The sequence below is a fragment of the Taklimakanibacter deserti genome, from assembly GCA_003574785.1.
Map to the genome: position 1 here is coordinate 343,928 of QORU01000005.1, position 24,111 is coordinate 368,038.

Genomic DNA, 24,111 nt, shown 5'->3' on the forward strand with positions numbered 1-24,111 from the left:
CCAATTCCTTCACGATACAGAAGGCTCCATGCACGAAAATTGGGTGTTCGGCTACGGGTCTTTGATGTGGAATCCGGGCTTCCGCTTCACCGAGCGGCGGCGCGCCGTGATCCATGGCTATCACCGCAGCCTGTGCATGCTCTCCCATATGTATCGCGGCACGCCGGACCGGCCGGGGCTGGTGCTCGGCCTCGATATCGGCGGCACTTGCCATGGCATCGCCTTCAAGATCGCCAATGCGGACTGGGAGGAAACGGCCACCTATTTGCGCGCCCGCGAGCAGGTGACCAACATGTATCACGAGCTCACCAAGCCGGTCCGCCTCTTAGAGCGTTCCCCGCCAAATGCCCGCCCCGGACCCGATCCGGGGTTGCTCGACTTTGGCGATAAGGGAACGCCCAAAGAAAAGGCCGAGCCGGCTGAGGCTCGGCTCAGTGATGAGGCGCTGAAGGTGCCGGCGCTGTTCTACGCCGTCAACCGCGAGCACCGGCAATATGCCGGCCGCCTGAGCCTCGAGGACCAGCTCCATCATGTGCGCCAGGGCCATGGCCAGTCGGGCTCATGCGCCGACTATGTGCTGAACACGGTGCAGCATCTGCGCGAGGCCGGCATTCGCGACCATCCGCTGGAGAAGCTCGCCCACGCGCTGCTCAAGATTTGATCGTCGCCCCAAAAAGAAAGAGAGAGCGGGACGTGCACTTCCCGCTCTCTGGGGCGTACGCAATACACAACTTACGCGGCCAGAGCGCCGGGTGTCCTGGTCGCCGTCGAGTGGGTTCGGCGCTCTGGTTCCTTGTTCTGTGCGTCGGGTAGTCCGAAAGCGAGTTGGGCAGCCTTTCCGGCTGGTGCCGCGGCACCATCCTTGAGCGCCGCCTGGAGATCGGCGGCGACCTGGCGCGCCTCCGTCTCGTCGCGGCTCAGCAAATGGACATGGATCTCATTGGCGCCGAGGCTCTCCCAATGGGCCGCATCGCCGGCCGGGATATTGACGTCCCAGAGCCCGGCGAAGCGCCCGGCGCCGAGCACGGTGCGCAGATTGCCGAGGCTCCTCACCGCCAGGAAGACGGCGCCCGGAAGCGGCGGGCAGGTCTCCGGCCGGTAGACGGAATGGATGTAGCGGCGCCCGGACGCCCCATGCCAGTACCAGAAGCGGGGCTCGGTCTCGGTGCCGCCGGAAAAGGGGATGCTGAGGGGTGTTCCATGAATCAACATGGAACAAAGATAGAACAATAGCCGTTGGCTGTCAACCCTGATGACGAAGGGCGCGCCGGTTTTGCGTCAGCTGCATTTCGAATAGCCACAGCTCAGGCAGGTCGAGCAGCCTTCCTGGAAGATGAGCGCCGCCTCGCCGCAACGCGGGCATTGCGCGGCGCGCTTCTCGTCATTGACGGCGAGCGCCAGGGCTGGCCTGGCATCGGCCTTGATGAGGAAGCCGGTATCGATCATGTGCCGTTCGATGATGCCGCCAATGGCGGCGAGCAGGCTCGGCACATAGCGCCCTTCCATCCACTGCCCGCCCCTCGGATCGAACACCGCTTTCAGTTCCTCGACCACGAAGGAGACATCGCCGCCGCGCCGGAACACCGCCGAGATCATGCGCGTCAGCGCCACCGTCCAGGCGAAATGCTCCATGTTCTTCGAGTTGATGAAGATCTCGAAGGGCCGGCGGCGGCCGTCCTGCAGGATGTCGTTGATGGTGATGTAGATGGCGTGATCGGAATCGGGCCATTTGAGCTTGTAGGTGAAGCCCGGCAGCACCTCATGGCGGGCCAGAGGCTGCTTCATATAGACGACGTCGCCGGAATCGCGCAGCAGCACCGGATCGCGCACCGCTTCCAAGGGCAGCGCCGCCTGCACCGGCTCCGCCTTGGGCGTCTCGCCGAGCGACAGCACCGAGCCCGTGATCTCGTTCGGCCGGAAGGTGGTGCAGCCCTTGAGCCCATGCTCATAGGCTTCGAGATAGACCGCCTTGAAGGCCTCGAAGGAGAGATCGGGCGGGCAGTTGATGGTTTTCGAGATCGATGAATCGATATGAGGCTGGATCGCCGCCTGCATGACGAGATGATCATGCGGGCTGAGGTCGCTGGTGGTGACGAAGGCGGCAGGCAGCGGCGCATCCGCGCCTTTGAGGCCGCGCCAGAGGCGCGCGGCGTAATCCTCGACCTTCTGGGTCACGCGCTCGCCATTGGGCTGCAGCACCTTGCGCTCATAGGCGATCGAGAAAATGGGCTCGATGCCGCTCGACACATTGCCGGCGAAGAGCGAGATGGTGCCGGTCGGCGCGATCGAGGTGAGGAGCGCGTTGCGGATGCCGTGTTTCGCGATCGCCGCCTTGATGTCGGCGCTGAGCTTGCTCACATGGCCATTGGCCAGATAGGCATCGCGGTCATAGAGCGGAAACGCTCCCTTCTCGCGCGCGAGCTCGGCGCTGGCGAGATAGGCCAGCCGCTCGATCTCCGCCATCCATTCGCCCGCCCGGCGCGCCGCCTCGTCGGAGCCATAGCGCAGGCCGCACATGGCGAGCGCATCGGCAAGCCCGGTCAGCCCGAGCCCGATGCGCCGCTTCGCCAGCGCTTCCTGGCGCTGCTCGGGCAAGGGATAGTTCGAGACATCGACGACATCGTCCATGAAGCGGATCGCCAGCGGCACGAGGCGCTCGAGCTCCTTCTCATCGAGTCGCGATTCATCCGTGAACGGATCAATGATGAGAGCGGCGAGATTGACCGAACCCAGGAGGCATGCACCATAAGGCGGAAGTGGCTGTTCGCCGCAAGGATTCGTCGCCTGGATCGTCTCGCAATAGCTGAGATTGTTCTCTTGGTTGATGCGGTCGATGAAGATCACGCCGGGCTCGGCATAATCGTAAGTCGAGCGCATGATCTGGTCCCACAAATTGCGCGCGCGCACCGTCTTGTAGGTTTGGCCTGCGAAGACCAAAGGCCAGTCCTTGTCCTCCTTCACCGCCGCCATGAAATCGTCGGTGACGAGGACCGAGAGGTTGAACATGCGCAGGCGCTGGGGATCGGCCTTGGCGGCGATGAAGTCCTCGATATCGGGATGATCGCAGCGCAAGGTGCCCATCATGGCGCCGCGGCGCGAGCCCGCCGACATGATGGTGCGGCACATCGCATCCCACACATCCATGAAGCTCAAAGGGCCCGAGGCATCGGCGCCCACACCTTTGACCGCCGCACCCTTGGGCCTGAGCGTCGAGAAATCCATGCCGACGCCGCCGCCCTGCTGCATGGTGAGGGCGGCCTCTTTCAAGGCATCGAAGATGCCGGAAAGCGAGTCGTCGATCCGGCCCATGACGAAGCAGTTGAAGAGGGTGACATTGCGTTCCGTGCCGGCGCCCGACAGGATGCGTCCCGCAGGCAGGTAGCGGTAATCCTTGAGCAGGCCCTCGAAGGCCCTGGCCCATTTGGCTCGGATCCCGGGCTTCTCGGCTTCGGCCACCGCTTGCGCCACGCGTTTCCAGCTCGCTTCCACCGTCGCATCGACGGCCGCCCCGTCGGGACGCTTGAAGCGGTATTTCATGTCCCAGATCTCGGCCGAGATCGGGTCGAGGAAACTCTGCTCGCTGGCGGACATCGGCTACTCGCTGACTGACGATCTATCCATTATATAGTAGCGTTCTTGTTTTGGACATGCCCGTTTTAGGGGCATGGTTGCTATTCCATACAAAATTTTGTATAGACCTGGAGTATTAGGTGGCAAAGGATGTCATATTCCGTGGAAGCACTCTAGACGACCTGCGAGCCTTCCCGGGTTCGGCAAGGCGAGAGGCTGGATATCAACTGGACCATGTGCAGAACGGCCGCGAGCCCGACAACTGGAAGCCAATAAATTCAATTGGGAAAGGTGTGCTGGAGATCAGAATAAAGGATGCAGCCGGAGCCTTTCGAGTCATCTATGTCGCAAAATTCGCCGATGCTGTTTATGTGCTGCATTGCTTCCAGAAGAAGACAGAGAAAACCAGCAAGCCCGATCTTGATCTCGCCGCCAAACGTTATCGTGACCTGCTGCAGGAATTGAACCGATGACCAATGAACGTTTCGAAAGCATCTGGGACGCCATAAGCGACACTCCAGCCGAAGCAGAGAACATGAAGCTCCGGTCGGCGCTGATGATGGCGTTGAAGGATCATATCGCTGCTAAGGGACTGAACCAGTCCGAGGCCGCCAAGCTTTTCGGTGTGACTCAGCCACGCATCTCGGACCTTATGCGCGGCAAGATCGATCTCTTCGGCCTAGACACATTGGTGAACATGGTCGCGGCAGCTGGCATGCGTGTCGAGATGAACATTAAGAAGGCCGCATGAGAACGCTCAGGAGCGAACATACTGGCACCGAATTGAGCAGTGGCAATGTGTTCGCCGATCTCGGCTTTGACAATCCGGAAGAAGAGCTGCTGAAGGCCAAGCTCGCGCGGGAGATCCGCGCCATCATCAAGCGGCGGCGGCTGACTCAGGCAAAGGCAGCCAGCCTTCTGGGCATGAAACAGCCTGATATATCGGCCATTGTCACCGGGCGGACTGGCAAGTTCTCCATCGACCGGCTCGTGCGCTGCCTGGATCGGCTTGATTACAAGGTCGACGTCGTTGTGCGTCACAAGGCGCGCCGCGCCAGCCGCCCTGCGACCAAGGCAGCCTAGGTGAAAACGCCGATGTCCGATCTTGATCGCAACAAGCGCAATGTCATGGCCTTCTATGACCTGATGTTCAACCAATGCCGGCCGCGCGAGGCGATCGAGCGTTATGCGGGCGCCCATTACACCCAGCACAATCCGGGCGTCGCCGACGGCAAGGAAGGCTTCGTCGCCTATTTCGAGGAAGCGGCGCGCGACTATCCGGGCAAGCGCGTCGAGTTCATGCGGGTGATCGCCGAGGGGGACCTGGTAGTGCTGCACTGCCGGCAGGACTGGCCCGGCGATCATGTCTGGGCCGGCATCGACATCTTCCGTCTCGATGAAGACGGCAAGATCGTCGAGCATTGGGATGTCCTGCAGATCGTGCCGGAGAAGGCCGCCAATCCGAACGGGATGTTTTGAGCGGGTGGGCGGGCGAGCCTGCCCCTAAAACGCAAAACCCCGAGCCGAGGCCCGGGGGTTGCTAGCGGCGTACCGCATTGCGTTGACGACGTGATATATACGGGATCGGACGCGGAAAGTCAAGGCTGAGCAGCATGCTGAAAGCGGCATTCTACTATGATGGCTTCAATTTATATCACGCAATCAATGACTTAGGCGAACCCTACCTCAAATGGTGCAATCTCTGGGAGCTCGGCGAGCGCCTGATCCCCAAGCAGACGGAACAGCTCGTGAGGGTTGTCTTCTGCACCGCCTTCTACCCTGGCGATGAGCGCAAGAAATGGCGGCACCAGCAATATCTGAATGCCCTGGAGAATGTCGGGGTGACGACGATCAAGGGTCACTATGTGCATGAAGAGATCAACTGCAACAAGTGCCGCAAGGCCTGGGAAAGACCGACCGAGAAGGAGACGGACATCAATGTGGCCCTGAGCCTCATCACCGATGCCCAGGATAATGTTTTCGACAAGGCCTATCTGGTGACGGCCGATTCCGACCAGGCCGCGACGGCGCGAGTCTTCAGGGACCGGTTTCCGGAAAAGCAACTGATCACGGTCGCTCCCCCGGGCCGGAATTTCTCGGTCGACATCGCCCGCTATACCGGCGGTAACCGGCTCGCCATCACCAAGGATCATCTCGACTGGACGGTGTTCCCGGCCATCGTCATGAGCGGCACCAATCCATCCGGAAGACGGCCGCGCGAATATGACCCGCCAGCGTGGTGGGTACACCCGCGGGATCGCGCGCCGGCAGCGTGACGGGTCAGGCGGGACTCTCGGAACCTTCTTCCACCAGCTTCGCCGTCGCTGTCTCGATCACGGTTTCGAGTCGCTGCGTAAATTCGCGCCGTGGGAGGCCGGCTTCGATCAGAGGGAGGATCTCGACCACGATGGTGCCCGGATAGCGCAGGAACTTGCGCCTCGGCCAATAGAGGCCGGAATTGAGCGCAATGGGAAGGCACTTGATGCCGAGCTGGAGATAGAGCGCGGCCGCTCCCGGTTTGTAGTCGGGCTCAGCGCCGGGCGGACGCCTGGTCCCCTCCGGAAAGATCACGATCTGGCGGCCCATCGCCACCGCTTCCTTGGCGCGCGTCACCATGGCCTTGAGCGCCGAGGCCCCCGAAGAGCGCTCGACCGGGATCATGCGGAATTTCGGGATGAACCAGCCGAAGAGCGGAATGAAGACGAGCTCGCGCTTCAGCACCATGGCCGGATCGTCGAACAGAGTGAGGATCGCGAAAGTGTCCCAGGCCGATTGATGCTTCGCTGCAACGAGCACCGCGCCTTGCGGGATGTTCTCGGCACCCCGCACCTCATAGCGCGTGCCGCAGATGACCTCGAGCCACCACAGGCTGGCTTTGCCCCAGGCCTGCAGCGCCCGGATCGACCACTTGCGCGGCGTCAGATAGAAGGGCGAGCCCAGCACCAGGAACAGAACCGTGTTCACGTAGAACACGATGTTGAAGACGATCGAGCGGAAGGTGATCACCTGAGGCTCTTCAGGATGCGCATGAGCGTCACGCGGGACGTGATGAGGCAGATGAGGGTCGCGACCAACGGCACCGCGAGCAGCACCAGATAGTTCTGCACGAGCTTGGCGCTGGCGAGCGACAGGAACTCGCGCGAGATGGCGGAAAAGCTTTCCGGCGCCGCGCCCGCGGCGAGGAAGAAGGTGAGGATGCCGAGGATGAGGCCGATGATGCCGGCGGTGAGCCCGGTCTTGAGGAACCTGCCCCATACCTGGCGCGCGATGAAGCTGTCGCGCGCGCCGACGAGATGCAGGACCTCCACCACCTCGCGATTGGCCTCGAGGGCGGCGCGCGTCGCGAAGATCACAATAGCGACGGCGCAGATGCCGATGAGCACCAGGATGGCGTAAGCGAGCGTCGTCAAGACGCGCGCCATGCGCGTGAGCTCGGCCTGCCAGCGCTTATGCGTGTCGAGGCTGACCCCCGGCACCTCGTTGCGCAACTGGGTGTCGAGGGCGGCGAAATCGAGCGGATGGTCGGGATCGATCTCGACCGCGATGAGCCGCGGCACCGGCAGGTCCTCGAGCCCGTCGATGCCGCCGATCCAGGGCTCGAGCAGCTCGATCGCCGCCTTCTCGTCGAGCACCGTGACCTTCAATATGCCGGGCGTCGCCTTGAGGATCGCCGCCGCCTTGGCGAGATCCTCTTCCATGTTGCGGCCGGCGACCTCGCGGACCTGCACGGTGATCTCGCGCGCGAGGTCGCCGGTCCAGGCTTCGACCGAGCGGTTGATGAGGACGAGCCCGCCCGCCGCGAGGACGGCCAGATAGCACATCACCGCCATGGCCATGACGAGCGTGCGCAAGGGCGCCGCTTTCGGCGGGATGATCGGCTCAGGCCGGTGCGAGGTTTTCTCGCTCATGCTCATGCGGCGAGCCTCAGCTCGCCCTGCTCGAGTGTCATCACCGGCATCCGCGCCTGCGCGATCAGCTGCGTGTCATGGGTGGCGATGAGCACCGTGGTGCCGAGGCGGTTGAGCTCGAGGAAGAGCCGCAACAGGCGCTTGGCGAGAGCGGGATCGACATTGCCCGTCGGCTCGTCGGCGAGCAGGAGCTGCGGCTTGGCGATGACGGCGCGCGCGATCGCGGCGCGCTGCTTCTCGCCGCCCGACAGCACTTGCGGCATCACCCGCGCCTGCTCGGCGAGCCCCACCCATTTGAGGAGCTCCATGACATCGGCTCGATACTTTTCTTCCGCCAGCCCCGCGACGCGCAGTGGCAGAGCGACATTCTCGTAAGTGGTCAGATGGTCGAGCAGGCGGAACTCCTGGAACACGATGCCGATGCGGCGGCGCAGCAGCGGCAGGTCGCTCCGGCCGATCTGGGTGGTGTCCTGGCCGAAGACGCTCATGAAGCCGCGGGTGGGAGCGAGCGACAGAAACAGGAGGCGCAAGAGCGACGTCTTGCCGGCGCCCGAGGGGCCGGTGAGGAAGCGGAACTCGCCCGGCGCCAGGACGAAAGAGATGTCCCGGAGCACTTCCGGCCCGTGCCCGTAGCGCAGGCCCACATTTTCGAGACGAACCACTTGGGATGCTCCTGTTTCGGTTCAGGTTCTTTCGCCTTAACGCCGCATTAACCCTGTTCGCCGTTAATCTTCAAGGCCATGCGGGAACTGCCCGGCCTGGCTCGAATCGTTCCGACGGCCCGATCAAATGATAGTCGCCTGCCCTGCTTGCGCAACACGCTATGACTTCCCGTCTTCCCGCTTCACCGCGAGCGGCACCATGGTGCGCTGCGTCGAATGCGGCCACAATTGGATCGAGAGCCGGCCCACGGAGATCATCGACGTCTCGCCGCGTCCGGTTGAGGCCCCGGAGCGGGTTCCGGCGCCGATCTCGCCGCCCGAGCCCGACGCCGACCGCGAAGTGCGCCGCCTGACCGAGGCGTCCCGGATGGCGCGCGCCGAGTTCGAGACCGCCGAGCGCCAGAGGCGCAAGCAGCTTTACGGCTGGGCGGGCTTCGCCGCCGCCGTCCTGGCGCCGGTCATCATGGCCCTCCTCAATCCGGAAATGACGGTGCGCTTCTTCCCCGCCAGTGTCGGGATCTTCGCGGGGCTCGGCACCAAGGTGAACATCTATGGCCTCGAGGTGCGCCGGATCGAGCAGCAGCATGTGATCGTCGACGGCACGCGGGTCATCTCGATCAGGGGCGAGATCGTCAATGTCAGCGACCGCGACCGCAAGGTGCCCTCGCTGCGCTTCACGCTGCAGAACAACGCCCAAGACGACGTCTATGCCTGGACGCTCGATTCGGGGATAAGGCCGTTGCGCCCGGGCGAGATGACGACCTTCACCACCCGCGTCGCTTCGCCGCCGCCGATGGCGGAAAATGTGCAGATTCGCTTTGCCCATGCCGATGAAATTGGCGTAAACGGCGGGGATGAGTCACATTGAAATAGACGGTCACCGCATCGCGGTGCTGTTCTCCGAAGCTGAAATCTCCGAACGCATCGAAGCGATCGCCAAGGCCATTGCCGCGAAGCGCCCGCACCGCCTGCTGGTGGTGCCGGTGCTGAAGGGAAGCTTCGTCTTCGCCGCCGATCTCATCCGCGCCATGCACCGGGCCGGCCTCTCGCCCGAGGTCGATTTCATGATGCTGGCGAGCTATCGCGACAAGACGCGCTCGTCCGGCAAGGTCGAGGTGCTGCGCGACGTCGAATCGTCGATCACCGACCGCGACATATTGCTGATCGACGACATCCTCGAATCGGGCCGCACCCTCGCCTATGCCAAGGACCTGCTCGCCGCGCGCGGCGCCAAGAGTGTCTCGACCGCGGTGCTGCTCGAGAAACCGGGCCATCTCGCCGCCGATATCGAGGCCGATCACCGGGGCTTCATCTGCCCCGACAAATTCGTCGTCGGCTATGGCATGGACATGGCGCATCAGTTCCGCGAACTGCCTTTCGTCGGCCACGTGCTGACGGCGAAATAGCGCATCGGCCCGAAAAGTTCATGGCCGCCCTCCGAGGCGGCCATCCAGTTTGGCGCGTGATCGGACGGAAAACCGGTACCCACTTTTCCTGATCACGCTTGCGCTTTTCGGATAAGCCGATGCTTAAACAAAGATGCCTTCAAAAGTGCGTGAGATAGCCGCCATCGACCACCAGCGTGTGGCCGGTGACATAGGAGGCCGCCGGTGAAGCGAGGAAGACGACAGCGCCCGCGACCTCGTCCGGCCGGCCCCAGCGCCCGAGCGATGTCCGCTGCTTGAGCCATTGCCCGATCCGCTCATCCTCGCGGAGTGCGGCATTCGCCTCGGTCGCGAAGAAGCCCGGCGCCACCGCATTGACGGTGATGCCGTGCCGGCCGAGCTCGGCGGCGAGCGAGCGCGTCAATGCAGCGAGCCCGCCCTTGGCCGTCGTGTAGACGGCATCGGCGTCATTGGCGATGGGCCCTGCGATCGAGGTGATATTGATGATGCGCCCGCCCTGCGCCTTGGCGATCATCAGGCGCGCGGCGCGGCGCGCCAGCTCGAAGGGGGCGATGAGATCGGCCTCCAGCAGCTCGCGCACATCCGCGAGATCGAATTCGAACAGGCTGCGCCGGTCGCGCCGGCCGACATTGTTGATGAGGATGTCGAGGCGGCCTTTGCCCGTTTCGATCCGCGCGAAGGCCTTCGCCACCGCTTCGGCCTCGGTGACGTCGAAAGCAAGCGCTTCCGCCGAACCGCCGTCGCTGCGGATCGCCGCGGCCTCGGTTTCGAGCGTCGCCGCGGTGCGGCCATTGAGGAGCACATGGGCGCCGGCCTTGGCCAGCGCCCGGGCGATCGCGAGGCCCAGTCCCTGGCCCGCGCCGGTGACCAGCGCCGTTCTTCCGTCGAGAGCAAAGGGATGCGTCATCGAATTATTTGCTTGGACGCTTTGCCGCATTCGGCCCGGCGAGCGCCGGCCTCAGGCGCGGCAGCATGCGGCGTGAGCGCTTGCGCGCCGAGACCGCATAGACCTGCTTCACCGCCTCGACGATGATGACGCCCGAGAAAGCGGGCGAGGTGCGAAGTCCGAGCCGCTCCCAGGCGGCGGCCGATTTGAGCATCAGGCTGCGTTCCGAGGGCGGCATGAACAAGGCCTGCGACCAGCCGACGGGCGAGAATTTCGCCTCTTTCAGGATCTGCTGCAGTTGCGAGCGCGAATAGGGCTGGCCATAGCCGAAGGGGGTGAGATCGGAGCGCGCCCACAGGCCGCGCCGGTTCGGCACCACCATCACCAGCCGCCCCTGCGGCGACATGACCCGCCAGAGCTCGCGCAGCATTTCGGCCGGCTGGTCGGTGAGCTCGAGCCCATGCACGACGAGGGCGAAATCGACGATGCTCTCCAGCAGCGGCAACTCGCATTCCTCGACCAATGCCGCGGCATTGGGCTCGCCCTCCGGCCAATGCATGACGCCGCGTTGCGCCATCATGAAGGCAAGGCTGCGCTCGGCGCCATCGACCGGCGAATCGAGATAGGGGACGGTGAAGCCCAGCCCGAGGACCGTGGCGCCGGCGAGATTGCCGAAGCGGTCGCGCAGGCGATGTGCGATGATGCGCCGGCTGGCCTGGCCCAGCCGGCTCCCATAAAATTCGCGTAGATCGGCGACATCCATTATGGGAAAGATAAGCACTTGGACGGCACTGGTCACCTGTGAAGTTCAACTTGAAGGAAACACCCCATTGCCGAAGCTCGACATCCACCATTTCATCTGCCGGCAGGACAATTACGGTGTCCTCCTGCATGACAAGGACTCAGGCCTCACCGCCTCGATCGATGCGCCCGAGGCCCAGGCCATCGAGCGCGAGCTTGCCGCCAAGGGCTGGAAGCTCAGCCACATCCTCACCACCCATCATCATGTCGACCATGTCGAGGGCAATCTCGCGCTCAAGCGCAAATGGAACGCCAAGATCATCGGGCCCAAGGCGGAAGCGAGCCAGATTCCCGGCATCGATCAGCAAGTCGGCGACGGCGAATCTTACGAATTCGCCGGCCGCGAGGTGAAGGTGATCGCGACACCTGGCCATACCAAGGGCCATATCGTGCTCTACATGCCGCAAGAGCAGCTGCTCTTCGCCGGCGACACGCTGTTCGCTCTGGGCTGCGGCCGCGTGATCGAAGGCACGTTGCCTGAGATGTGGGCCTCGCTCGACAAACTGCGCAAGCTGCCGCCCGAGACGGTGTTCCATTGCGGCCATGAATATACCGAATCGAACGCCCGCTTCGCCCTCACCATCGAGCCCGCCAACCAGGCGCTCGTGGCGCGCGCCGAGAAGATCAAGGCGCAGCGCGCCAAGGGCGAGATGACCTTGCCCGGCACCATCGGCGAAGAGCTCGCCACCAATGTCTTCCTGCGCCCGGAAAGCAAGGAAGTCCGCAAGGTGCTCGGCATGCCGCTGGCGGGCAAGGCGGACGTCTTCGCCGAGATCCGGAAACGCAAAGACGGTTTCAGATGACTGAAGCGCTCTCGGCCCAGGATATCGTCCGCCTGCTGGGCTTGCAGCCCCATCCCGAAGGCGGCCATTACCGCGAGACCTGGCGGGCGGATGGGGCGCTCGGCGAGCGCTCCGCCGGCACCGCCATCTATTATCTCCTGGGCGAAGGCGAGATCAGCCACTGGCACCGCATCGATGCCGATGAGATCTGGCACTGGCATGCGGGTGCAGCGCTCGATCTCGGCCTGTCGCATGACGGCCGCCATGTCGACATGCATCGCCTCGGCCCCGATCTCGCGCAAGGCGAGCGCCCGCAAGTGATCGTGCCGCGCTTCTGCTGGCAGACGGCGCGCTCGCTCGGCGCCTGGACGCTGGTCGGCTGCACCGTGTCGCCGGCTTTCGCCTTCGACGGCTTCGAGATGGCGCCGAAAGGCTGGCGGCCGGGATAGCGATTTCTATCTGAATCGCCGGAAGATCATGTCCTTCGCGGCGATCACCGCGCCGATGGTGATGAGCAGGCACGCGACGATCACCGACCAGTGGAATTGGGCGAAGCCGCTCATGATGAGGACGAGCGTGGAAAGAAGCGGCGAGGCATAGGACGAAGCGCCGAGCGCCATGATGTCGCCGCGCTTGACGCCGAGATCCCAGGTGTAGAAGGCGGCCCCCACCGGCAAGAGGCCAAGGCCCAGCACCGCGAGCCACTGGCCCCAGCCATCGGGCCACACCGTCGTCTCGAACAGGAGATGGCAGATGAGCGCCAGCGCCGAAGTGATGAGGCAGAAGCCCGCCACCACATCAGTCGAGACTTTTCCGAAGCGGCGCGACAGCACCGAATAGGACGCCCAGATGATAGCGCAGGAAAAGCCCAGCACATGACCAAGGCCGAAACCCTGGGCCAGCGAGAAGCTCTGGCCGCGGCTGATCACGAGGACGGCGCCCAGAAGGCCGATGACCACGCCCAGAATGTGGTTCCATTTGAGCTTCTCGCCCGGCAGAAAGGCCGAGAAGGCGACGAGGAACAAGGGCCAGAGATAGGCGAGGAGGCTCACCTCGACCGGCGGCGCCGAGCGGATGGCGGTGAAATAGACGAAGTGATAGCCGAAGAGGCCGCCGACGCCGAGCGCCCAGACCCGCCAGTCGGAGGGCAGGGCACGGACGATGCCGGGCCGGAACGGCCAGGTCACGAGGCCGATGAGACCGCCGATGAGGAAGGTCATGGCGGCGAGTTGGAAGGGCGGCACGGCGCCCGAGGCCGCAGTCAAGGCGGCGAGCACCGCCCACATGAGGACGGCCGTGAACCCGATGAGCGTCGCGGTGGTGCGGGACAAGGAAGCCTCGAGACATTGGCGGGAAAGGCGGCGCTCAATGGCGCAAGCCCCCTGGCAATGTCAAGGGCGCGCCTTACGCGCTTAGCGCAAGGCTCGTTTCCATTTCCGCAAGGTTGCGCGCGCGCAACCTTTCTTCAGATCATATATTGCCCGCCATTGGCGGTGAGCACCGAACCGGTGATGAAGCCGGAGTGATCCGAGGCGAGGAAGACAACGCAGCGCGCCACTTCCTCGGGCTGGCCGAGGCGCCCCACCGGGATCTGCGGGATGACGGATTTCTCCAGCACTTCCTTGGGCACCGCCATCACCATCTCGGTCGCGATGTAGCCCGGGCAGACGCAATTGACGGTGATGCCCTTCTTCGCATTCTCCTGGGCGAGCGCCTTGGTGAAGCCGATGTCGCCGGCCTTCGAGGCCGAGTAGTTGACCTGCCCCATCTGGCCCTTCTGGCCGTTGATCGAGGAGATGTTGATGATGCGGCCAAAACTCCGCTCACGCATGCCCTCGATCAAGGGCCGGCACATGTTGAACAGCGAGTTGAGATTGGTGTTGATCACCTGGTACCACTGCTCGGACGTCATCTTGTGGAACATGCCGTCCTTGGTGATGCCGGCATTGTTCACCAGGATGTCGATCGCTCCAAACTCCGCTTCGATGGCCTTGAGGTTGCTGGCGCAGGCCTCGTAATTGCCGACATCCCATTTGCGAACCTCGATGCCGGTCTCCGCCTTGAACTTCTGCGCCGCCTCGTCATTGCCGGCATAGCTTGCCACCACCTTGTGCCCTTCCTGCTTGAGCGCCTTGGAGATGGCGGCGCCTATGCCGCGTGTTCCGCCGGTTACGACAGCCACTCGTCCCATGTTTCCTCACCCTTCTTCACGTCAAAAAATGATTTTTGTTTTTCTATTTTTTGATTGTCACGGCCGTTCGACGCACATGGCGATGCCCATGCCGCCGCCGATGCACAAGGTGGCAAGCCCCTTGCGGGCCTTGCGCTTGCCCATCTCATGCAGGAGCGTCACCAGGACGCGGGCACCCGAGGCGCCGATCGGATGGCCGAGCGCGATGGCGCCGCCATTCACATTGACGATCTCGCTCGCCCAGCCCATGTCCTTGTTGACGGCGCAGGCTTGCGCGGCGAAGGCTTCGTTGGCCTCGACGAGATCGAGGTCCTCGACCTTCCAGCCCGCTTTCTTGAGAGCCGCGCGCGACGCCGGGATCGGGCCTGAGCCCATGATCGCCGGATCGACGCCGGCATGCGCCCAGGAGACGATGCGGGCGAGCGGCTCGAGGCCGCGCTTACCGGCTTCCTTGGCGCTCATCAGGATGACCGCGGCGGCGCCGTCATTGATGCCCGAGGCGTTGCCCGGCGTCACCGTGCCGTCCTTCTGGAACACCGCCTTGAGCTTGGCGACCTGATCGAGGGTCGCGCCATGGCGGATATATTCGTCCTGGTCGACGACGATGTCGCCCTTGCGCGAGGCGACGGTGACGGGCGCGATCTCGTCCTTAAACCTGCCGGCCTTCTGGGCGGCCTCGGCCTTGTTCTGCGAGGCGACGGCGAACTGGTCCTGGGTGTCGCGGGTGATCTGCCACTGGCGCGCGACATTTTCGGCCGTGTTGCCCATGTGATAGCCGTTGAAGGCGTCCCACAGGCCGTCCTTGATCATGGTGTCGATCATCTGGAAGTCGCCCATCTTCACGCCGTTGCGCAGATGCTGGCAGTGAGGGGCGAGCGACATGGATTCCTGGCCGCCCGCCGCCACGATCTCGGCATCGCCATTGACGATCTGCTGCAGGCCGAGCGCCACGGCCCTGAGGCCCGAGCCACAGAGCTGGTTGACACCCCAGGCCGGGCTTTCGACCGGGATACCGGCGGCAATGGCGGCCTGGCGGGCCGGGTTCTGGCCCTGCCCAGCCGTCAGGATCTGGCCCAGGATCACTTCGTCGACTTCCTTCGCCTCGACCTTGGCGCGCGCCATGGCGGCCTTGAGGGCGGTAGCGCCCAGCGTATGGGCGGGAACGCTCGAGAGCGCCCCGTTGAACGACCCGACCGGGGTCCGGGCAGCCGAGACGATGACGACGGAATTCTCAGAATTAGCCATGAAATGGGCCTCCAATGACGTAAGTGGCAGCCATTAAGCCCCACTATTCCAGGTGTTGCAATGCGGTTCGACACCCGAGCCTTTCCCGGTCGGATGCTTCGCATCCGATCGGGATAAAAAGGCTCGGCAAATATACGGTTTGAGCGCTTTCTTATCGCCAAAGTCGAGCAACTTTGGCGGAAAGCGCTCTAGGTAGTGCGTCTTTTTGCACTTGCAATTGTGCACCGCACGGCGCACCTTTCTTCGGATAGAGAGAGATTGCCGTCAGGCAGCACGGAGGAAGTAAGGGAGACCTTGAGTTTGAGCGGCGAACAAGCAGCCACCGCGAATGCGGTCGTCATCAAAAAATACGCGAACCGGCGTCTCTATAACACCGCGACCAGCACCTATGTCACCCTCGACGACCTCTCCGACATGGTCAAGAAGGGCACCGATTTCGTCGTCTATGACGCCAAGTCGGGCGAAGACATCACCCGCTCGGTCCTGACCCAGATCATCTTCGAGGAAGAGAGCAAGGGTCAGAACCTCCTGCCCATCAAATTCCTGCGCCAGCTCATTCACTTCTACGGCGACAGCATGCAGGCCTTCGTGCCGGGTTATCTCGAAATGTCGCTCGAATCGCTCACCAAGGAGCAGGACAAGCTGCGCCAGCAACTGGCCGAGATCTGGGGCGCCGACCCCTTCAAGGCGATGCAGGAGCAGACCGAGCGCAACATGGCGATGTTCCATGACGCCGTGCGCATGTTCAACCCCTTCGCCGCGGCCATGGCCAACCAGCAGCCGCAGCAGAGGCCGCAAGGCCAGGCCGGGCCCAAGGACCAGCCCCCGGCGCCGGCCGGTAAGGACGATCTCCAGGCGCTCAAGGACCAGCTTTCCGCCATGCAGCGCAAGATCGACGCCATCGCCGGCGGGAAATGACTTTTTAATCTCGCGCTCGAAGAGGAGGCGCTAGCCCCGCTTGCGGCGGAACTGCGCATTGAGCGCGTCGATCGCCATTCTGAGCCGCGACATGTCGGGCTCCTCGTTGGCCTCCGGTCTTTGCCGGGCGAGCGCTATTTCAGGCGTCGGGTAATCGGCCGGCCCCTTCAAGACCGCGCTTTCTTCCGCCGTCTCGACATCGGCCTCGTCCTGGCGCGTCGGTTGTTCCGATGCCACGGCGTCATCCGTCGTCCACGGGACATCGAGCGAGGCCTTGCCGAACAGATTGCCCTGCAGATAGTCCGCTCCCCATGTGCGCAGGAACTCGGCGTCCTCCGGCGTCTCGACCCATTCGGCGATGGTCTTGAGCTCGAATTTGCGCGCCATGTCGATCAGCGAGCGGACGAAATACTGGTTCTCCTGGTTTTCCTTGAGATTGGCGCAGAACGACCCGTCGAGCTTGAGGATGTCGACATTGAGCGCCTTGAGATTGCGGAACGACGTGTAGCCGGCGCCGAAATCGTCGATCGCGACGCGGCAGCCGAGGTCGCGCAAGGTGCGGGTGAAGCGCACCGTCTCGTCGAGCTCGCTCAAGGCCACCGTCTCGGTGATCTCGACGGTGAGCCGCGGCGTCACCTCGCTATGCTCCTTCAGGATCTCGGTCAACTGCCCGAACCAGCGCGGATCGGTCGCGGTGACGCCGGAGACGTTGAAGCTGAGATGCGCTTCCGGATAGGCGAGCAGCGTCGACACGGTGAGCTGCGCCACGGTGCGGTCGATGAGCCGCACCAGGCCGAGCTTCTCGGCGATCGGGATCAGATGCGCCGCGGCGATCATGTCGCCGCGCTCGTCCGCCATGCGCAGCAACGCTTCATGCATCACCACCTCGCGCGAAGCCGCATCGACGATCGGCTGGAAGGCGAGCTTGAAGCGGTCCTCCTTGAGGCAGGCGACGATCTCATGCGCGGCACGCGCATTGATGCTGCGCTCGGAAATGAGCTTCTGCGAGGGCTTGTAGATGACGAAGCCGTCTGACGGCAGGCGCTTGGCCTCGGTCAGGGCCTCTTCGGTGCGCGCCATCGCCGTGTTGGCGTCGGCCGCGTGGCCGGGCAGGATGATGGCGCCGATCGACAGCATGGCCCATACCGGCCCATGCTCGGTGTCGATGACGCTCTCGCGCGCCACTTCGAGGAAGCGCTCGGCCGCGTGCTGCAGATCCTCCTCGCTGCAATTGTTGATGATGACGGCGAACTTGCTGCCGGAATAGCGCGCGATCGGATCGCCGGCGCGCACCACGTTCTTGAGCCTGCGGCCCACCGCGATGATGACCTCGTCCGCCACCTCGAAGCCATAGGCGTCGTTGACCACCGCCAGGTTGTTGATGCCGGCGATGACGAAGGCGCGGGACACGCCCTCCCTGTCCGCCGCCACGATCGCCTCTTCCAGCGCTTCCGCCATGCGGCCGCGGTTCATCATGCCGGTCAAGGGATCGCAATTGCCGAGGAAGTTGAGCTGCTGGTCGCGCGAGTGACGGTCATCGACCCGCCTGACGATGCCGAAGGCTTCCGCCGGCCTGCCGTCGGCGCCGGCATACCAGCGGCCGGTGTCTTCGAGCCAATAGGCGGTCCTGCCGTTCTTGCCGTCGGGGCGGAACAGATATTCGATCTGGTAGGGAATGCCTTCGCCTTCGTCCTTGTAGACGGTGCGCATCACCGCGTCGTAGCGGGTGGTGAAATTGTCGGCATCGAGGAGATCGGCGTAAGCCCGCCCGGTGACGAGGCGGGATGCCGGACAATGCAGGACCTCGGGCGCGTTGGCGCTCCAGAAGATCTCATCCGATTCGATCACCCAGTGATAGGCGGCTTCGCCCACCGCCACCACCGCCTTGCGCACCCGCTCGAGCTCTTCGGCGCTGATGACGCGCTGCAGTGATTCGACCGGCGTCTGCACAAATTGAGCATCGTCGGGTCGCGCCGACTCCTGGGCTGAGGACTTGGATGGTTTTTCGCTCAAGCGGCCTCCGGAGCGTTCCGTCTGATGCAACAATACTAACCGGCGAGCCGAATGCAAATCGATATGGCCCGGCGCACAGCCAGTGTCCCGAATCCGAAGTTCGCCCCGTCGCGCCGCACCTTCCGAGCGAACTTCGGATTCGAAAGGACACTGGCAACTTTAAGAATTGTAGTGTGCCTTTGAACGCGAAGTTCCTGTAACCCCTACGGCTCGGATCGCAGGAACTTCGCGTTCGGCACACTACCGGGCAATTGGTAAACGTCCTAATAACCCAAGGCCAGGCCATCCTTGCGGAAGTCGGACCCGCCGGCAAGGACGCCGTGTTTGCGGTCGAACAGTATGGCCTGCCCGCCGCCCAGGGGCTCTATGAGATCGGCGAGGACATGGCCCCGCTCGGTGAGGTCGCGACGCACTGTTGCACCAATGCCCGCCTCGACATCGACGCGGCCCTCCTGCGGGAAGAGACGCGGGAAATCGAGCGCTGCCTGCACGTCCTGGCCATAGACGTAGCGGTTGAGCATCACCGCCATGTGGCCCATCGGCTGGTAGGAGCCGCCCATCACGCCGAAGGACAGGTCAACCTTGCCCTTGGCGCGCACCATGGCCGGGATGATCGTGTGAAGCGGGCGCTTGCCCGGGCCGATGCAGTTGGGATGGCCGGGCTCGGTCACGAAATTGGCGCCGCGATTCTGCAACGTGATCCCGCTCTTGGGCGTCACGATGCCGGAGCCGAAGCTCCAATAGATCGAGTTGATGAAGGAGACGGCCATACCTTCCTTGTCGGCGACGGTCAGATAGACGGTGTCCGAGCCCGGCATCGGCACCATGTTCTCCGGTGCTGAGAGCGCCTTCTTCATGTCGATCAGGGCGGCGAGCTGTTGCGCGACCTTCCGGCTCAGCAGCGCCTGGGGCTCCACCGTCATCGCCGCGGCATCGGCGATGTGCCGGTTGCGCAGCACCCAGGCGAGCTTGAGCGCCTCGATCTGGAGATGGTAGCGCTCAGGACTGCCTTCGTCATACCTGGTCAGGCCGAGCTCTTCGAGGATGTTGAGCGCGATGAGGGCGGTGAGGCCCGAGCCGTTGGGCGGGATTTCCAGGATCTCGACGCCGGCGAATGGGGTCGCGATCGGCTCGACCCAGCTCGATTTCGTCGCGGCGAAGTCCTCCAATGTGAGAAGGCTGCCGCGCTGGGCGAGATGCGTGACGATCTCGTCGGCGACCTCGCCCGCATAGAAGCCGTCGCGGCCTTTCTCGCCGATGCGGCGCAGGGTGCGCGCCAATGCCGGATAGCGCATGACCTCGCCCGCCTCGGGCGCGCGGCCATGGATGAGATAATGCAGTTTCATGCCCTCGTCATGAGCGATGTCCTTGACATCTTCCGCCCAGTCGAAGGCGACGCGCGGTGTCGTCGGCACGCCGTCCTCGGCGAGGCGGATCGCAGGCTTCAGCGCCTCCTTGAGATCCATCGTGCCATGGCGTTCGAGCAAGGCCGCCCAGGCATCGATGGCGCCGGGCACCGTTACGGCATGCACGCTCCTGGGCTCGATCGCCGAAAGCTTGGCCCAGGCGAGCCAGGTGGCATCGGCCTTCCGTGCCGCGCGGCCCGAGCCATTGATGCCTTCGATCGTGCCATCACGTTTTCCGATCAAGGCGAAGCAGTCGCCGCCGATGCCGGTCATATGCGGCTCGGTGATGCACAAGACGGCAGAGGCGGTAACGGCCGCATCGACGGCATTGCCGTTGTTTTTCAGGACATCGAGGGCGGCGAGCGTGGCGAGCGGCGATGAGGCGGCAGCCATGCCGTTGATGCCGTAGGCCACGGAGCGGCCGGGAAGCTGGAAATTGCGCATGCTTTTCTTTAGCCCGGCTTTCAATATTCATCTAGGCCAGAGTGTCGCAATCCGCCGAAGGATGCCGTTTCGCTATCGCCTTGCAAAAACGGCCTGTCTATTGTTCGCTGCTCGTCGCACTGCTGTGGTGGTTCGGAAATTCCCTTTATTTCGCTGCGGACACGCGAGGGAATTTCCGAACCAAAAACCACAGCAGGGGTCTTAAATTTCTAGTGTCCTTTCGAATCCGAAGTTCGCTCGAAAGGCGCTGCGAGGTGAGGGCGAACTTCGGATTCGGGACACTAGAGAGTGGGAGGAATTCGCGATATGGCTACCGTCAAGAGCGACATCGAGATCGCCCGTGAAGCGAAGATGAAACCGATCCTCGAGATCGGCAAGAAACTCGGCATCCCGGCGGAAGATCTGATTCCCTATGGTCACACCAAGGCGAAGCTTTCCTTGGATTTCATTTCGGGGCTCGCCAAGAAGAAGGACGGCAAGCTCATCCTCGTCACCGCCATCAACCCGACACCCGCGGGCGAAGGCAAGACGACCACCACCGTGGGCCTGGGCGACGGCCTCAATCGCATCGGCAAGAAGGCGATGATCTGCCTGCGCGAGCCTTCGCTCGGCCCCTGCTTCGGCATGAAGGGCGGTGCGGCCGGCGGCGGCTATGCCCAGATCGTGCCGATGGAAGACATCAACCTGCATTTCACCGGCGATTTCCACGCCATCACCTCGGCGCACAATCTGCTCTCGGCGATGATCGACAACCACATCTATTGGGGCAATGAGCTCGGCCTCGACACGCGCCGCATCGCCTGGCGTCGCGTGATGGACATGAACGACCGGGCACTGCGCGACATCGTCTGCTCGCTGGGCGGCGTCGCCAACGGCTTCCCTCGCGAGGCTGGTTTCGACATCACCGTCGCCTCCGAGATCATGGCCATCCTCTGCCTCTCGACCTCGATCGAGGATCTCGAGCGCCGCATCGGCCAGATCGTCATCGGCCAGAAGCGCGACAAGGGCCAGGTGCTGGCCAAGGATATCAAGGCGGCGGGCGCCATGACGGTGCTGCTCAGGGACGCGCTCTTACCCAACCTGGTGCAGACGCTCGAGAACAACCCGGCCTTCGTGCATGGCGGGCCCTTCGCCAATATCGCCCATGGCTGCAATTCGGCCATGGCGACAAGGGCGGCGCTCAAGCTTTCCGACTATGTCGTCACCGAAGCGGGCTTCGGCGCCGATCTCGGCGCCGAAAAATTCTTCGACATCAAATGCCGCAAGGCCGGGCTCCATCCCGACGTGACGGTCATCGTCGCGACGGTGCGCGCGCTCAAGATGCATGGCGGCGTCGGCAAGGACGATCTCAAGAAGGAGAATGTCGAGGCGGTGAAGAAGGGTCTCGCCAATCTCGGCCGCCATATCGAGAATGTGAAGAAGTTCGGCGTGCCGATCGCGGTCGCGGTCAACCACTTCATCACCGACACCGATGCCGAGGTCAAGGCGATCACCGACTTCTGCCATGACCATGGCGTCGAAGGCTTCAAATGCACCCACTGGGCGGACGGCGGCAAGGGTACCGAGGCGCTCGCCAAACATGTGGCGGCGTTGGCCGACAAGGGCTCGAGCCAGTTCCATCCGATCTATGACGACGCCATGCCGCTGTGGGACAAGGTCAAGACCATCGCGCGCGAGATCTATCGCGCCGACGACATCGTCGCCGACAAGTCGGTGCGCGACCAGTTCAAGACCTATGAGGCGCAAGGCTACGGCAAGTTCCCGATCTGCATGGCCAAGACGCAGTATTCCTTCTCGACCGATCCCAATCTCAAAGGCGCGCCGTCCAACCACGTGGTGCCGATCCGCGAGGTGAGACTGTCGGCGGGGGCGGAATTCATCGTCGTCATCTGCGGTGACATCATGACCATGCCGGGCCTGCCCAAGGTGCCCTCGGCCGAGACCATCGGCCTCGACGCCAAGGGCCAGATCGCGGGATTGTTCTGAGGCAAGCCAAGAACCGTCACCCCAGCGTTGCCGATGTTGCACTTATGCAATGGATCCCGGCTTTCGCCGGGATGACGGGAAGGGCGAGCTACACCGCTTCGCCCTGCAGCAACCTCGGCAGACGTCCGGTCTCGCCCGCCGCTTCGCGCATGAAGAAGCCCTTGAGCGCCCCGAGGCCGCCCGCCGCCCTGAGGCCCAGGCCGCGGATCGCCCTGAGGCCCGGATTATCGTTGGAGAAGAGCCGCGTCAGCCCGTCGGTCGCGACCGCCGTCATCACCGTGTCGAAGCGCCGCCAGCGGGCATAGGTCTCGAGCACGCTCGCCGAGCCCGGATCGAGGCCGAGCTTCACCGCTTCCGAGATGCTTTCGGCGAGTGCCGCCACATCGCGCAGGCCCAGATTGAAGCCGAGGCCGGCGATCGGGTGGATGACATGCGCCGCATCGCCGATGAGGGCGAGCCTCTCGCCAATGAAGGACCGGGCGATCTGCATCGACAGTGGATAGGCATTGCGCGGGCCGGCGAGGATGAGCTCGCCCAGATGGCCGCCGAAACGGCGCGACAGTTCGGAAAGGAAGCTCGCATCGTCGAGCGCCATGATTCGTTTGGCGTCCTGGCTGCGCTCGGTCCACACCAGCGAGCTGCGGTTCTGGGTGAGGGGCAGGATGGCGAAGGGCCCCGAGGGCAGGAAATGCTCCTCGGCGCGGCCATGATGCGGGTGCTCATGCGCGACGGTGGTGACGATGCCCGACTGGTCATAGGACCAGCCGTAAGTATCGATGCCCGCCGCCTTGCGCGCCGGCGATGCGCGCCCGTCGGCGGCGATGAGAAGCGAGGCCTTGGCCTCTTTGCCATCGGCCGTCGTGACCCGCGCAAGACCAGGACCGAAGGTGTAGGCGCCGATGCGCGTGTTGCCTTGGAGCCTGATGCTCGGCGAGGCGAGCGCCGCATCGAGGAGAGCCGCATAGAGATGGCGGTTCTCCACCATATAGGCCGAGGCCTCGCCCGCATGATCCTCTTCGCCGAAATGCAGGAGCGCCGGGCGGGCATCGGCGACTGGCTTGGCGTCGGTAACGATGATGTCGCGCATGGGCTCTGCCTCGGGCGCGATCGCGTCCCAAATGCCGAGCGCTTCGAGCATGCGGCGCGAGGAGGCGGTGATGGCCGAGGCGCGGCCGTCGAAACTGTCGCGGGCGAATTTGGCGGGATCCGCCTGGTCGAGGATGAGGATATCGAGCGGGCGCAAGGCGCGGGGACCGGCCAGCGCCACGGCGGCCGCCAGCCCATTGAGGGCGGCGCCGGCGATCAGGATGTCCGCTTTGTCCATGATTGTGAAAGGCCAGTTTCAGACGGGATCGTCAAGCCCGCTAGTCCTGCCCAAAAACTAATCACAGATGCCGATTTGCATGAATCTTAGGCACATCGTGAATGGGCGACCGGCCCGCTTTCAACAAAATCATATTCCTTTCAAATAGATAGAACCGCCGCCGAGTCTGGCACAAATCTTGTTTAGCTGCTGCGCTGCAACATCAGGGAGATGGGCGCGTATGAAATACATCATTGCCATCGTCAAACCGCACAAGCTGGACGAGGTCCGCGAGGCCTTGGCCGCGATCGGCATCCAAGGGGTCACCGTTACCGAGGTGAAGGGCCATGGCCGCCAGGGCGGCCATACCGAATTCTACCGCGGCGCGGAATATGCCGTGAGCTTCGTGCCCAAGGTCAAGATCGAGATCGCCGTCGATTCGGCCCTCGCCCCCCGTGTCCTCGAGACCATCCGCAAATCCGGCGAAACCGGGCAGATCGGCGACGGCAAGATCTTCGTGCTCCCGCTCGAGCAGGCCGTGCGCATCAGGACCGGCGAGACCGGCGCGGACGCGCTTTAGAGCATGAGCA

26 protein-coding genes are annotated in these 24,111 nt (G+C 63.7%); 13 read left to right on the forward strand and 13 right to left on the reverse strand.

Annotated elements, in window-relative coordinates; all coding sequences use genetic code 11:
- Positions 1 to 28: 28 nt before the first annotated feature.
- Entirely contained in the window at positions 29 to 661 is a 633-nt protein-coding gene (locus DS839_RS12660) for a gamma-glutamylcyclotransferase (protein ID WP_119270686.1), read from the forward strand.
- A 71-nt stretch (positions 662 to 732) separates the two neighbouring features.
- Here the strand turns inward: DS839_RS12660 and DS839_RS12665 are convergent, their stop codons facing one another.
- Both DS839_RS12665 and DS839_RS12670 read right to left on the reverse strand, forming a co-directional pair.
- Positions 733 to 1,212, reverse strand: a complete 480-nt coding sequence (locus DS839_RS12665; RefSeq protein ID WP_119270687.1) for a hypothetical protein — start codon at positions 1,210 to 1,212, stop codon at positions 733 to 735.
- Positions 1,213 to 1,278: 66 nt separating this feature from the next.
- A complete protein-coding gene (locus tag DS839_RS12670) occupies positions 1,279 to 3,591 on the reverse strand; it encodes an adenosylcobalamin-dependent ribonucleoside-diphosphate reductase (RefSeq protein WP_119270688.1) in 2,313 nt (770 codons plus the stop codon).
- 119 nt (positions 3,592 to 3,710) lie between these two features.
- On the opposite strand from DS839_RS12670, the gene DS839_RS12675 reads away from it, so the two are divergent.
- From DS839_RS12675 to DS839_RS12695, 5 genes are all read left to right on the forward strand, one after another.
- On the forward strand, positions 3,711 to 4,043 hold the full coding sequence (locus DS839_RS12675; RefSeq protein WP_119270689.1) for a type II toxin-antitoxin system RelE/ParE family toxin: 333 nt from the start codon (positions 3,711 to 3,713) through the stop codon (positions 4,041 to 4,043).
- The gene (locus tag DS839_RS12680; RefSeq protein ID WP_119270690.1) at positions 4,040 to 4,321 is read left to right on the forward strand and encodes a helix-turn-helix domain-containing protein; all 282 of its coding nucleotides are present in this window, start codon (positions 4,040 to 4,042) and stop codon (positions 4,319 to 4,321) included. The genes DS839_RS12675 and DS839_RS12680 overlap by 4 nt, the downstream gene beginning before the upstream one ends.
- Positions 4,318 to 4,653, forward strand: a complete 336-nt coding sequence (locus tag DS839_RS12685; RefSeq protein ID WP_119270691.1) for a helix-turn-helix domain-containing protein — start codon at positions 4,318 to 4,320, stop codon at positions 4,651 to 4,653. Before DS839_RS12680 ends, DS839_RS12685 begins: the two co-directional genes overlap by 4 nt.
- Positions 4,654 to 4,665: 12 nt before the next feature.
- Positions 4,666 to 5,049 carry a nuclear transport factor 2 family protein gene (locus DS839_RS12690; RefSeq protein WP_119270692.1) on the forward strand — a complete coding sequence of 128 codons (384 nt, stop codon included), beginning with the start codon at positions 4,666 to 4,668 and terminating at the stop codon, positions 5,047 to 5,049.
- A gap of 134 nt (positions 5,050 to 5,183) precedes the next feature.
- The gene (locus DS839_RS12695; protein WP_119270693.1) at positions 5,184 to 5,846 is read left to right on the forward strand and encodes an NYN domain-containing protein; all 663 of its coding nucleotides are present in this window, start codon (positions 5,184 to 5,186) and stop codon (positions 5,844 to 5,846) included.
- Positions 5,847 to 5,850: 4 nt separating this feature from the next.
- On the opposite strand, the gene DS839_RS12700 is transcribed toward DS839_RS12695, so the two are convergent.
- Genes DS839_RS12700 through ftsE form a run of 3 tightly spaced genes read right to left on the reverse strand, consistent with a single transcriptional unit; the run spans position 5,851 to position 8,140 of the window.
- Complete coding sequence (locus DS839_RS12700; RefSeq protein WP_119270694.1) at positions 5,851 to 6,576, reverse strand: lysophospholipid acyltransferase family protein; 726 nt, start codon at positions 6,574 to 6,576, stop codon at positions 5,851 to 5,853.
- Positions 6,573 to 7,478, reverse strand: coding sequence for a cell division protein FtsX (locus DS839_RS36915; protein ID WP_368911568.1), 906 nt, complete (start codon positions 7,476 to 7,478; stop codon positions 6,573 to 6,575). Before DS839_RS36915 ends, DS839_RS12700 begins: the two co-directional genes overlap by 4 nt.
- 2 nt (positions 7,479 to 7,480) lie before the next feature.
- Positions 7,481 to 8,140: a cell division ATP-binding protein FtsE gene (gene ftsE / locus DS839_RS12710; RefSeq protein ID WP_119270696.1), complete on the reverse strand. Its 660-nt coding sequence runs from the start codon at positions 8,138 to 8,140 to the stop codon at positions 7,481 to 7,483.
- 127 nt (positions 8,141 to 8,267) lie between these two features.
- Here ftsE and DS839_RS12715 point away from each other — a divergent pair, with 127 nt between their 5' ends.
- On the forward strand, positions 8,268 to 9,008 hold the full coding sequence (locus DS839_RS12715; protein ID WP_119270697.1) for a zinc-ribbon domain-containing protein: 741 nt from the start codon (positions 8,268 to 8,270) through the stop codon (positions 9,006 to 9,008).
- Positions 8,995 to 9,546 (forward strand): hypoxanthine phosphoribosyltransferase, encoded by a 552-nt coding sequence (hpt, locus tag DS839_RS12720; protein ID WP_119270698.1) that lies wholly within the window; start codon positions 8,995 to 8,997, stop codon positions 9,544 to 9,546. Before DS839_RS12715 ends, hpt begins: the two co-directional genes overlap by 14 nt.
- A 139-nt stretch (positions 9,547 to 9,685) precedes the next feature.
- On the opposite strand, the gene DS839_RS12725 is transcribed toward hpt, so the two are convergent.
- Together DS839_RS12725 and DS839_RS12730 are read right to left on the reverse strand one after the other, a co-directional pair.
- Positions 9,686 to 10,453 carry an SDR family oxidoreductase gene (locus DS839_RS12725; protein ID WP_119270699.1) on the reverse strand — a complete coding sequence of 256 codons (768 nt, stop codon included), beginning with the start codon at positions 10,451 to 10,453 and terminating at the stop codon, positions 9,686 to 9,688.
- Between the two features lie 4 nt (positions 10,454 to 10,457).
- Positions 10,458 to 11,231, reverse strand: a complete 774-nt coding sequence (locus DS839_RS12730; protein ID WP_368911569.1) for a class I SAM-dependent methyltransferase — start codon at positions 11,229 to 11,231, stop codon at positions 10,458 to 10,460.
- A gap of 31 nt (positions 11,232 to 11,262) precedes the next feature.
- Here DS839_RS12730 and gloB point away from each other — a divergent pair, with 31 nt between their 5' ends.
- A complete protein-coding gene (gloB, locus tag DS839_RS12735) occupies positions 11,263 to 12,036 on the forward strand; it encodes a hydroxyacylglutathione hydrolase (protein ID WP_162918483.1) in 774 nt (257 codons plus the stop codon).
- Complete coding sequence (locus DS839_RS12740; RefSeq protein ID WP_119270702.1) at positions 12,033 to 12,464, forward strand: cupin domain-containing protein; 432 nt, start codon at positions 12,033 to 12,035, stop codon at positions 12,462 to 12,464. Before gloB ends, DS839_RS12740 begins: the two co-directional genes overlap by 4 nt.
- Before the next feature lie 6 nt (positions 12,465 to 12,470).
- Here the strand turns inward: DS839_RS12740 and yddG are convergent, their stop codons facing one another.
- The 3 genes from yddG to DS839_RS12755 all read right to left on the reverse strand — a co-directional run bounded on the left by yddG (position 12,471) and on the right by DS839_RS12755 (position 15,451).
- The gene (gene yddG / locus DS839_RS12745; protein WP_438816518.1) at positions 12,471 to 13,301 is read right to left on the reverse strand and encodes an aromatic amino acid exporter YddG; all 831 of its coding nucleotides are present in this window, start codon (positions 13,299 to 13,301) and stop codon (positions 12,471 to 12,473) included.
- A 179-nt stretch (positions 13,302 to 13,480) separates the two neighbouring features.
- Entirely contained in the window at positions 13,481 to 14,206 is a 726-nt protein-coding gene (gene phbB, locus DS839_RS12750) for an acetoacetyl-CoA reductase (protein ID WP_119270704.1), read from the reverse strand.
- 57 nt (positions 14,207 to 14,263) lie between these two features.
- Positions 14,264 to 15,451: an acetyl-CoA C-acetyltransferase gene (locus tag DS839_RS12755; protein ID WP_119270705.1), complete on the reverse strand. Its 1,188-nt coding sequence runs from the start codon at positions 15,449 to 15,451 to the stop codon at positions 14,264 to 14,266.
- Between the two features lie 294 nt (positions 15,452 to 15,745).
- On the opposite strand from DS839_RS12755, the gene phaR reads away from it, so the two are divergent.
- Complete coding sequence (gene phaR / locus DS839_RS12760) at positions 15,746 to 16,369, forward strand: polyhydroxyalkanoate synthesis repressor PhaR (protein WP_119270706.1); 624 nt, start codon at positions 15,746 to 15,748, stop codon at positions 16,367 to 16,369.
- Between the two features lie 30 nt (positions 16,370 to 16,399).
- Here phaR and DS839_RS12765 read toward each other — a convergent pair whose 3' ends face one another.
- Together DS839_RS12765 and DS839_RS12770 are read right to left on the reverse strand one after the other, a co-directional pair.
- Entirely contained in the window at positions 16,400 to 18,382 is a 1,983-nt protein-coding gene (locus DS839_RS12765) for a putative bifunctional diguanylate cyclase/phosphodiesterase (RefSeq protein ID WP_162918484.1), read from the reverse strand.
- A 263-nt stretch (positions 18,383 to 18,645) separates the two neighbouring features.
- Positions 18,646 to 20,232 carry a gamma-glutamyltransferase family protein gene (locus tag DS839_RS12770; protein ID WP_119270708.1) on the reverse strand — a complete coding sequence of 529 codons (1,587 nt, stop codon included), beginning with the start codon at positions 20,230 to 20,232 and terminating at the stop codon, positions 18,646 to 18,648.
- Positions 20,233 to 20,538: 306 nt separating this feature from the next.
- Here DS839_RS12770 and DS839_RS12775 point away from each other — a divergent pair, with 306 nt between their 5' ends.
- Positions 20,539 to 22,218 carry a formate--tetrahydrofolate ligase gene (locus DS839_RS12775; protein WP_119270709.1) on the forward strand — a complete coding sequence of 560 codons (1,680 nt, stop codon included), beginning with the start codon at positions 20,539 to 20,541 and terminating at the stop codon, positions 22,216 to 22,218.
- An 88-nt stretch (positions 22,219 to 22,306) separates the two neighbouring features.
- On the opposite strand, the gene DS839_RS12780 is transcribed toward DS839_RS12775, so the two are convergent.
- Positions 22,307 to 23,545, reverse strand: a complete 1,239-nt coding sequence (locus DS839_RS12780) for an FAD-dependent monooxygenase (RefSeq protein WP_438816519.1) — start codon at positions 23,543 to 23,545, stop codon at positions 22,307 to 22,309.
- Positions 23,546 to 23,762: 217 nt separating this feature from the next.
- Here DS839_RS12780 and DS839_RS12785 point away from each other — a divergent pair, with 217 nt between their 5' ends.
- Entirely contained in the window at positions 23,763 to 24,101 is a 339-nt protein-coding gene (locus DS839_RS12785) for a P-II family nitrogen regulator (RefSeq protein ID WP_119270711.1), read from the forward strand.
- The last annotated feature ends 10 nt before the right edge of the window (positions 24,102 to 24,111 follow it).

Bases quoted from the DNA above. Each gene is read 5' to 3' on its own strand.
- yddG (WP_438816518.1), bottom strand. From the start codon at position 13,301: ATGTGGGCGGTGCTCGCCGCCTTGACTGCGGCCTCGGGCGCCGTGCCG.
- DS839_RS36915 (WP_368911568.1), bottom strand. From the start codon at position 7,478: ATGAGCGAGAAAACCTCGCACCGGCCTGAGCCGATCATCCCGCCGAAA.
- DS839_RS12725 (WP_119270699.1), bottom strand. From the start codon at position 10,453: ATGACGCATCCCTTTGCTCTCGACGGAAGAACGGCGCTGGTCACCGGC.
- DS839_RS12740 (WP_119270702.1), top strand. From the start codon at position 12,033: ATGACTGAAGCGCTCTCGGCCCAGGATATCGTCCGCCTGCTGGGCTTG.
- DS839_RS12665 (WP_119270687.1), bottom strand. From the start codon at position 1,212: ATGTTGATTCATGGAACACCCCTCAGCATCCCCTTTTCCGGCGGCACC.
- DS839_RS12690 (WP_119270692.1), top strand. From the start codon at position 4,666: ATGTCCGATCTTGATCGCAACAAGCGCAATGTCATGGCCTTCTATGAC.
- DS839_RS12785 (WP_119270711.1), top strand. From the start codon at position 23,763: ATGAAATACATCATTGCCATCGTCAAACCGCACAAGCTGGACGAGGTC.
- hpt (WP_119270698.1), top strand. From the start codon at position 8,995: ATGAGTCACATTGAAATAGACGGTCACCGCATCGCGGTGCTGTTCTCC.
- DS839_RS12770 (WP_119270708.1), bottom strand. From the start codon at position 20,232: ATGCGCAATTTCCAGCTTCCCGGCCGCTCCGTGGCCTACGGCATCAAC.
- DS839_RS12685 (WP_119270691.1), top strand. From the start codon at position 4,318: ATGAGAACGCTCAGGAGCGAACATACTGGCACCGAATTGAGCAGTGGC.
- phbB (WP_119270704.1), bottom strand. From the start codon at position 14,206: ATGGGACGAGTGGCTGTCGTAACCGGCGGAACACGCGGCATAGGCGCC.
- DS839_RS12775 (WP_119270709.1), top strand. From the start codon at position 20,539: ATGGCTACCGTCAAGAGCGACATCGAGATCGCCCGTGAAGCGAAGATG.
- DS839_RS12680 (WP_119270690.1), top strand. From the start codon at position 4,040: ATGACCAATGAACGTTTCGAAAGCATCTGGGACGCCATAAGCGACACT.
- DS839_RS12755 (WP_119270705.1), bottom strand. From the start codon at position 15,451: ATGGCTAATTCTGAGAATTCCGTCGTCATCGTCTCGGCTGCCCGGACC.
- DS839_RS12695 (WP_119270693.1), top strand. From the start codon at position 5,184: ATGCTGAAAGCGGCATTCTACTATGATGGCTTCAATTTATATCACGCA.
- DS839_RS12715 (WP_119270697.1), top strand. From the start codon at position 8,268: ATGATAGTCGCCTGCCCTGCTTGCGCAACACGCTATGACTTCCCGTCT.
- DS839_RS12660 (WP_119270686.1), top strand. From the start codon at position 29: ATGCACGAAAATTGGGTGTTCGGCTACGGGTCTTTGATGTGGAATCCG.
- DS839_RS12670 (WP_119270688.1), bottom strand. From the start codon at position 3,591: ATGTCCGCCAGCGAGCAGAGTTTCCTCGACCCGATCTCGGCCGAGATC.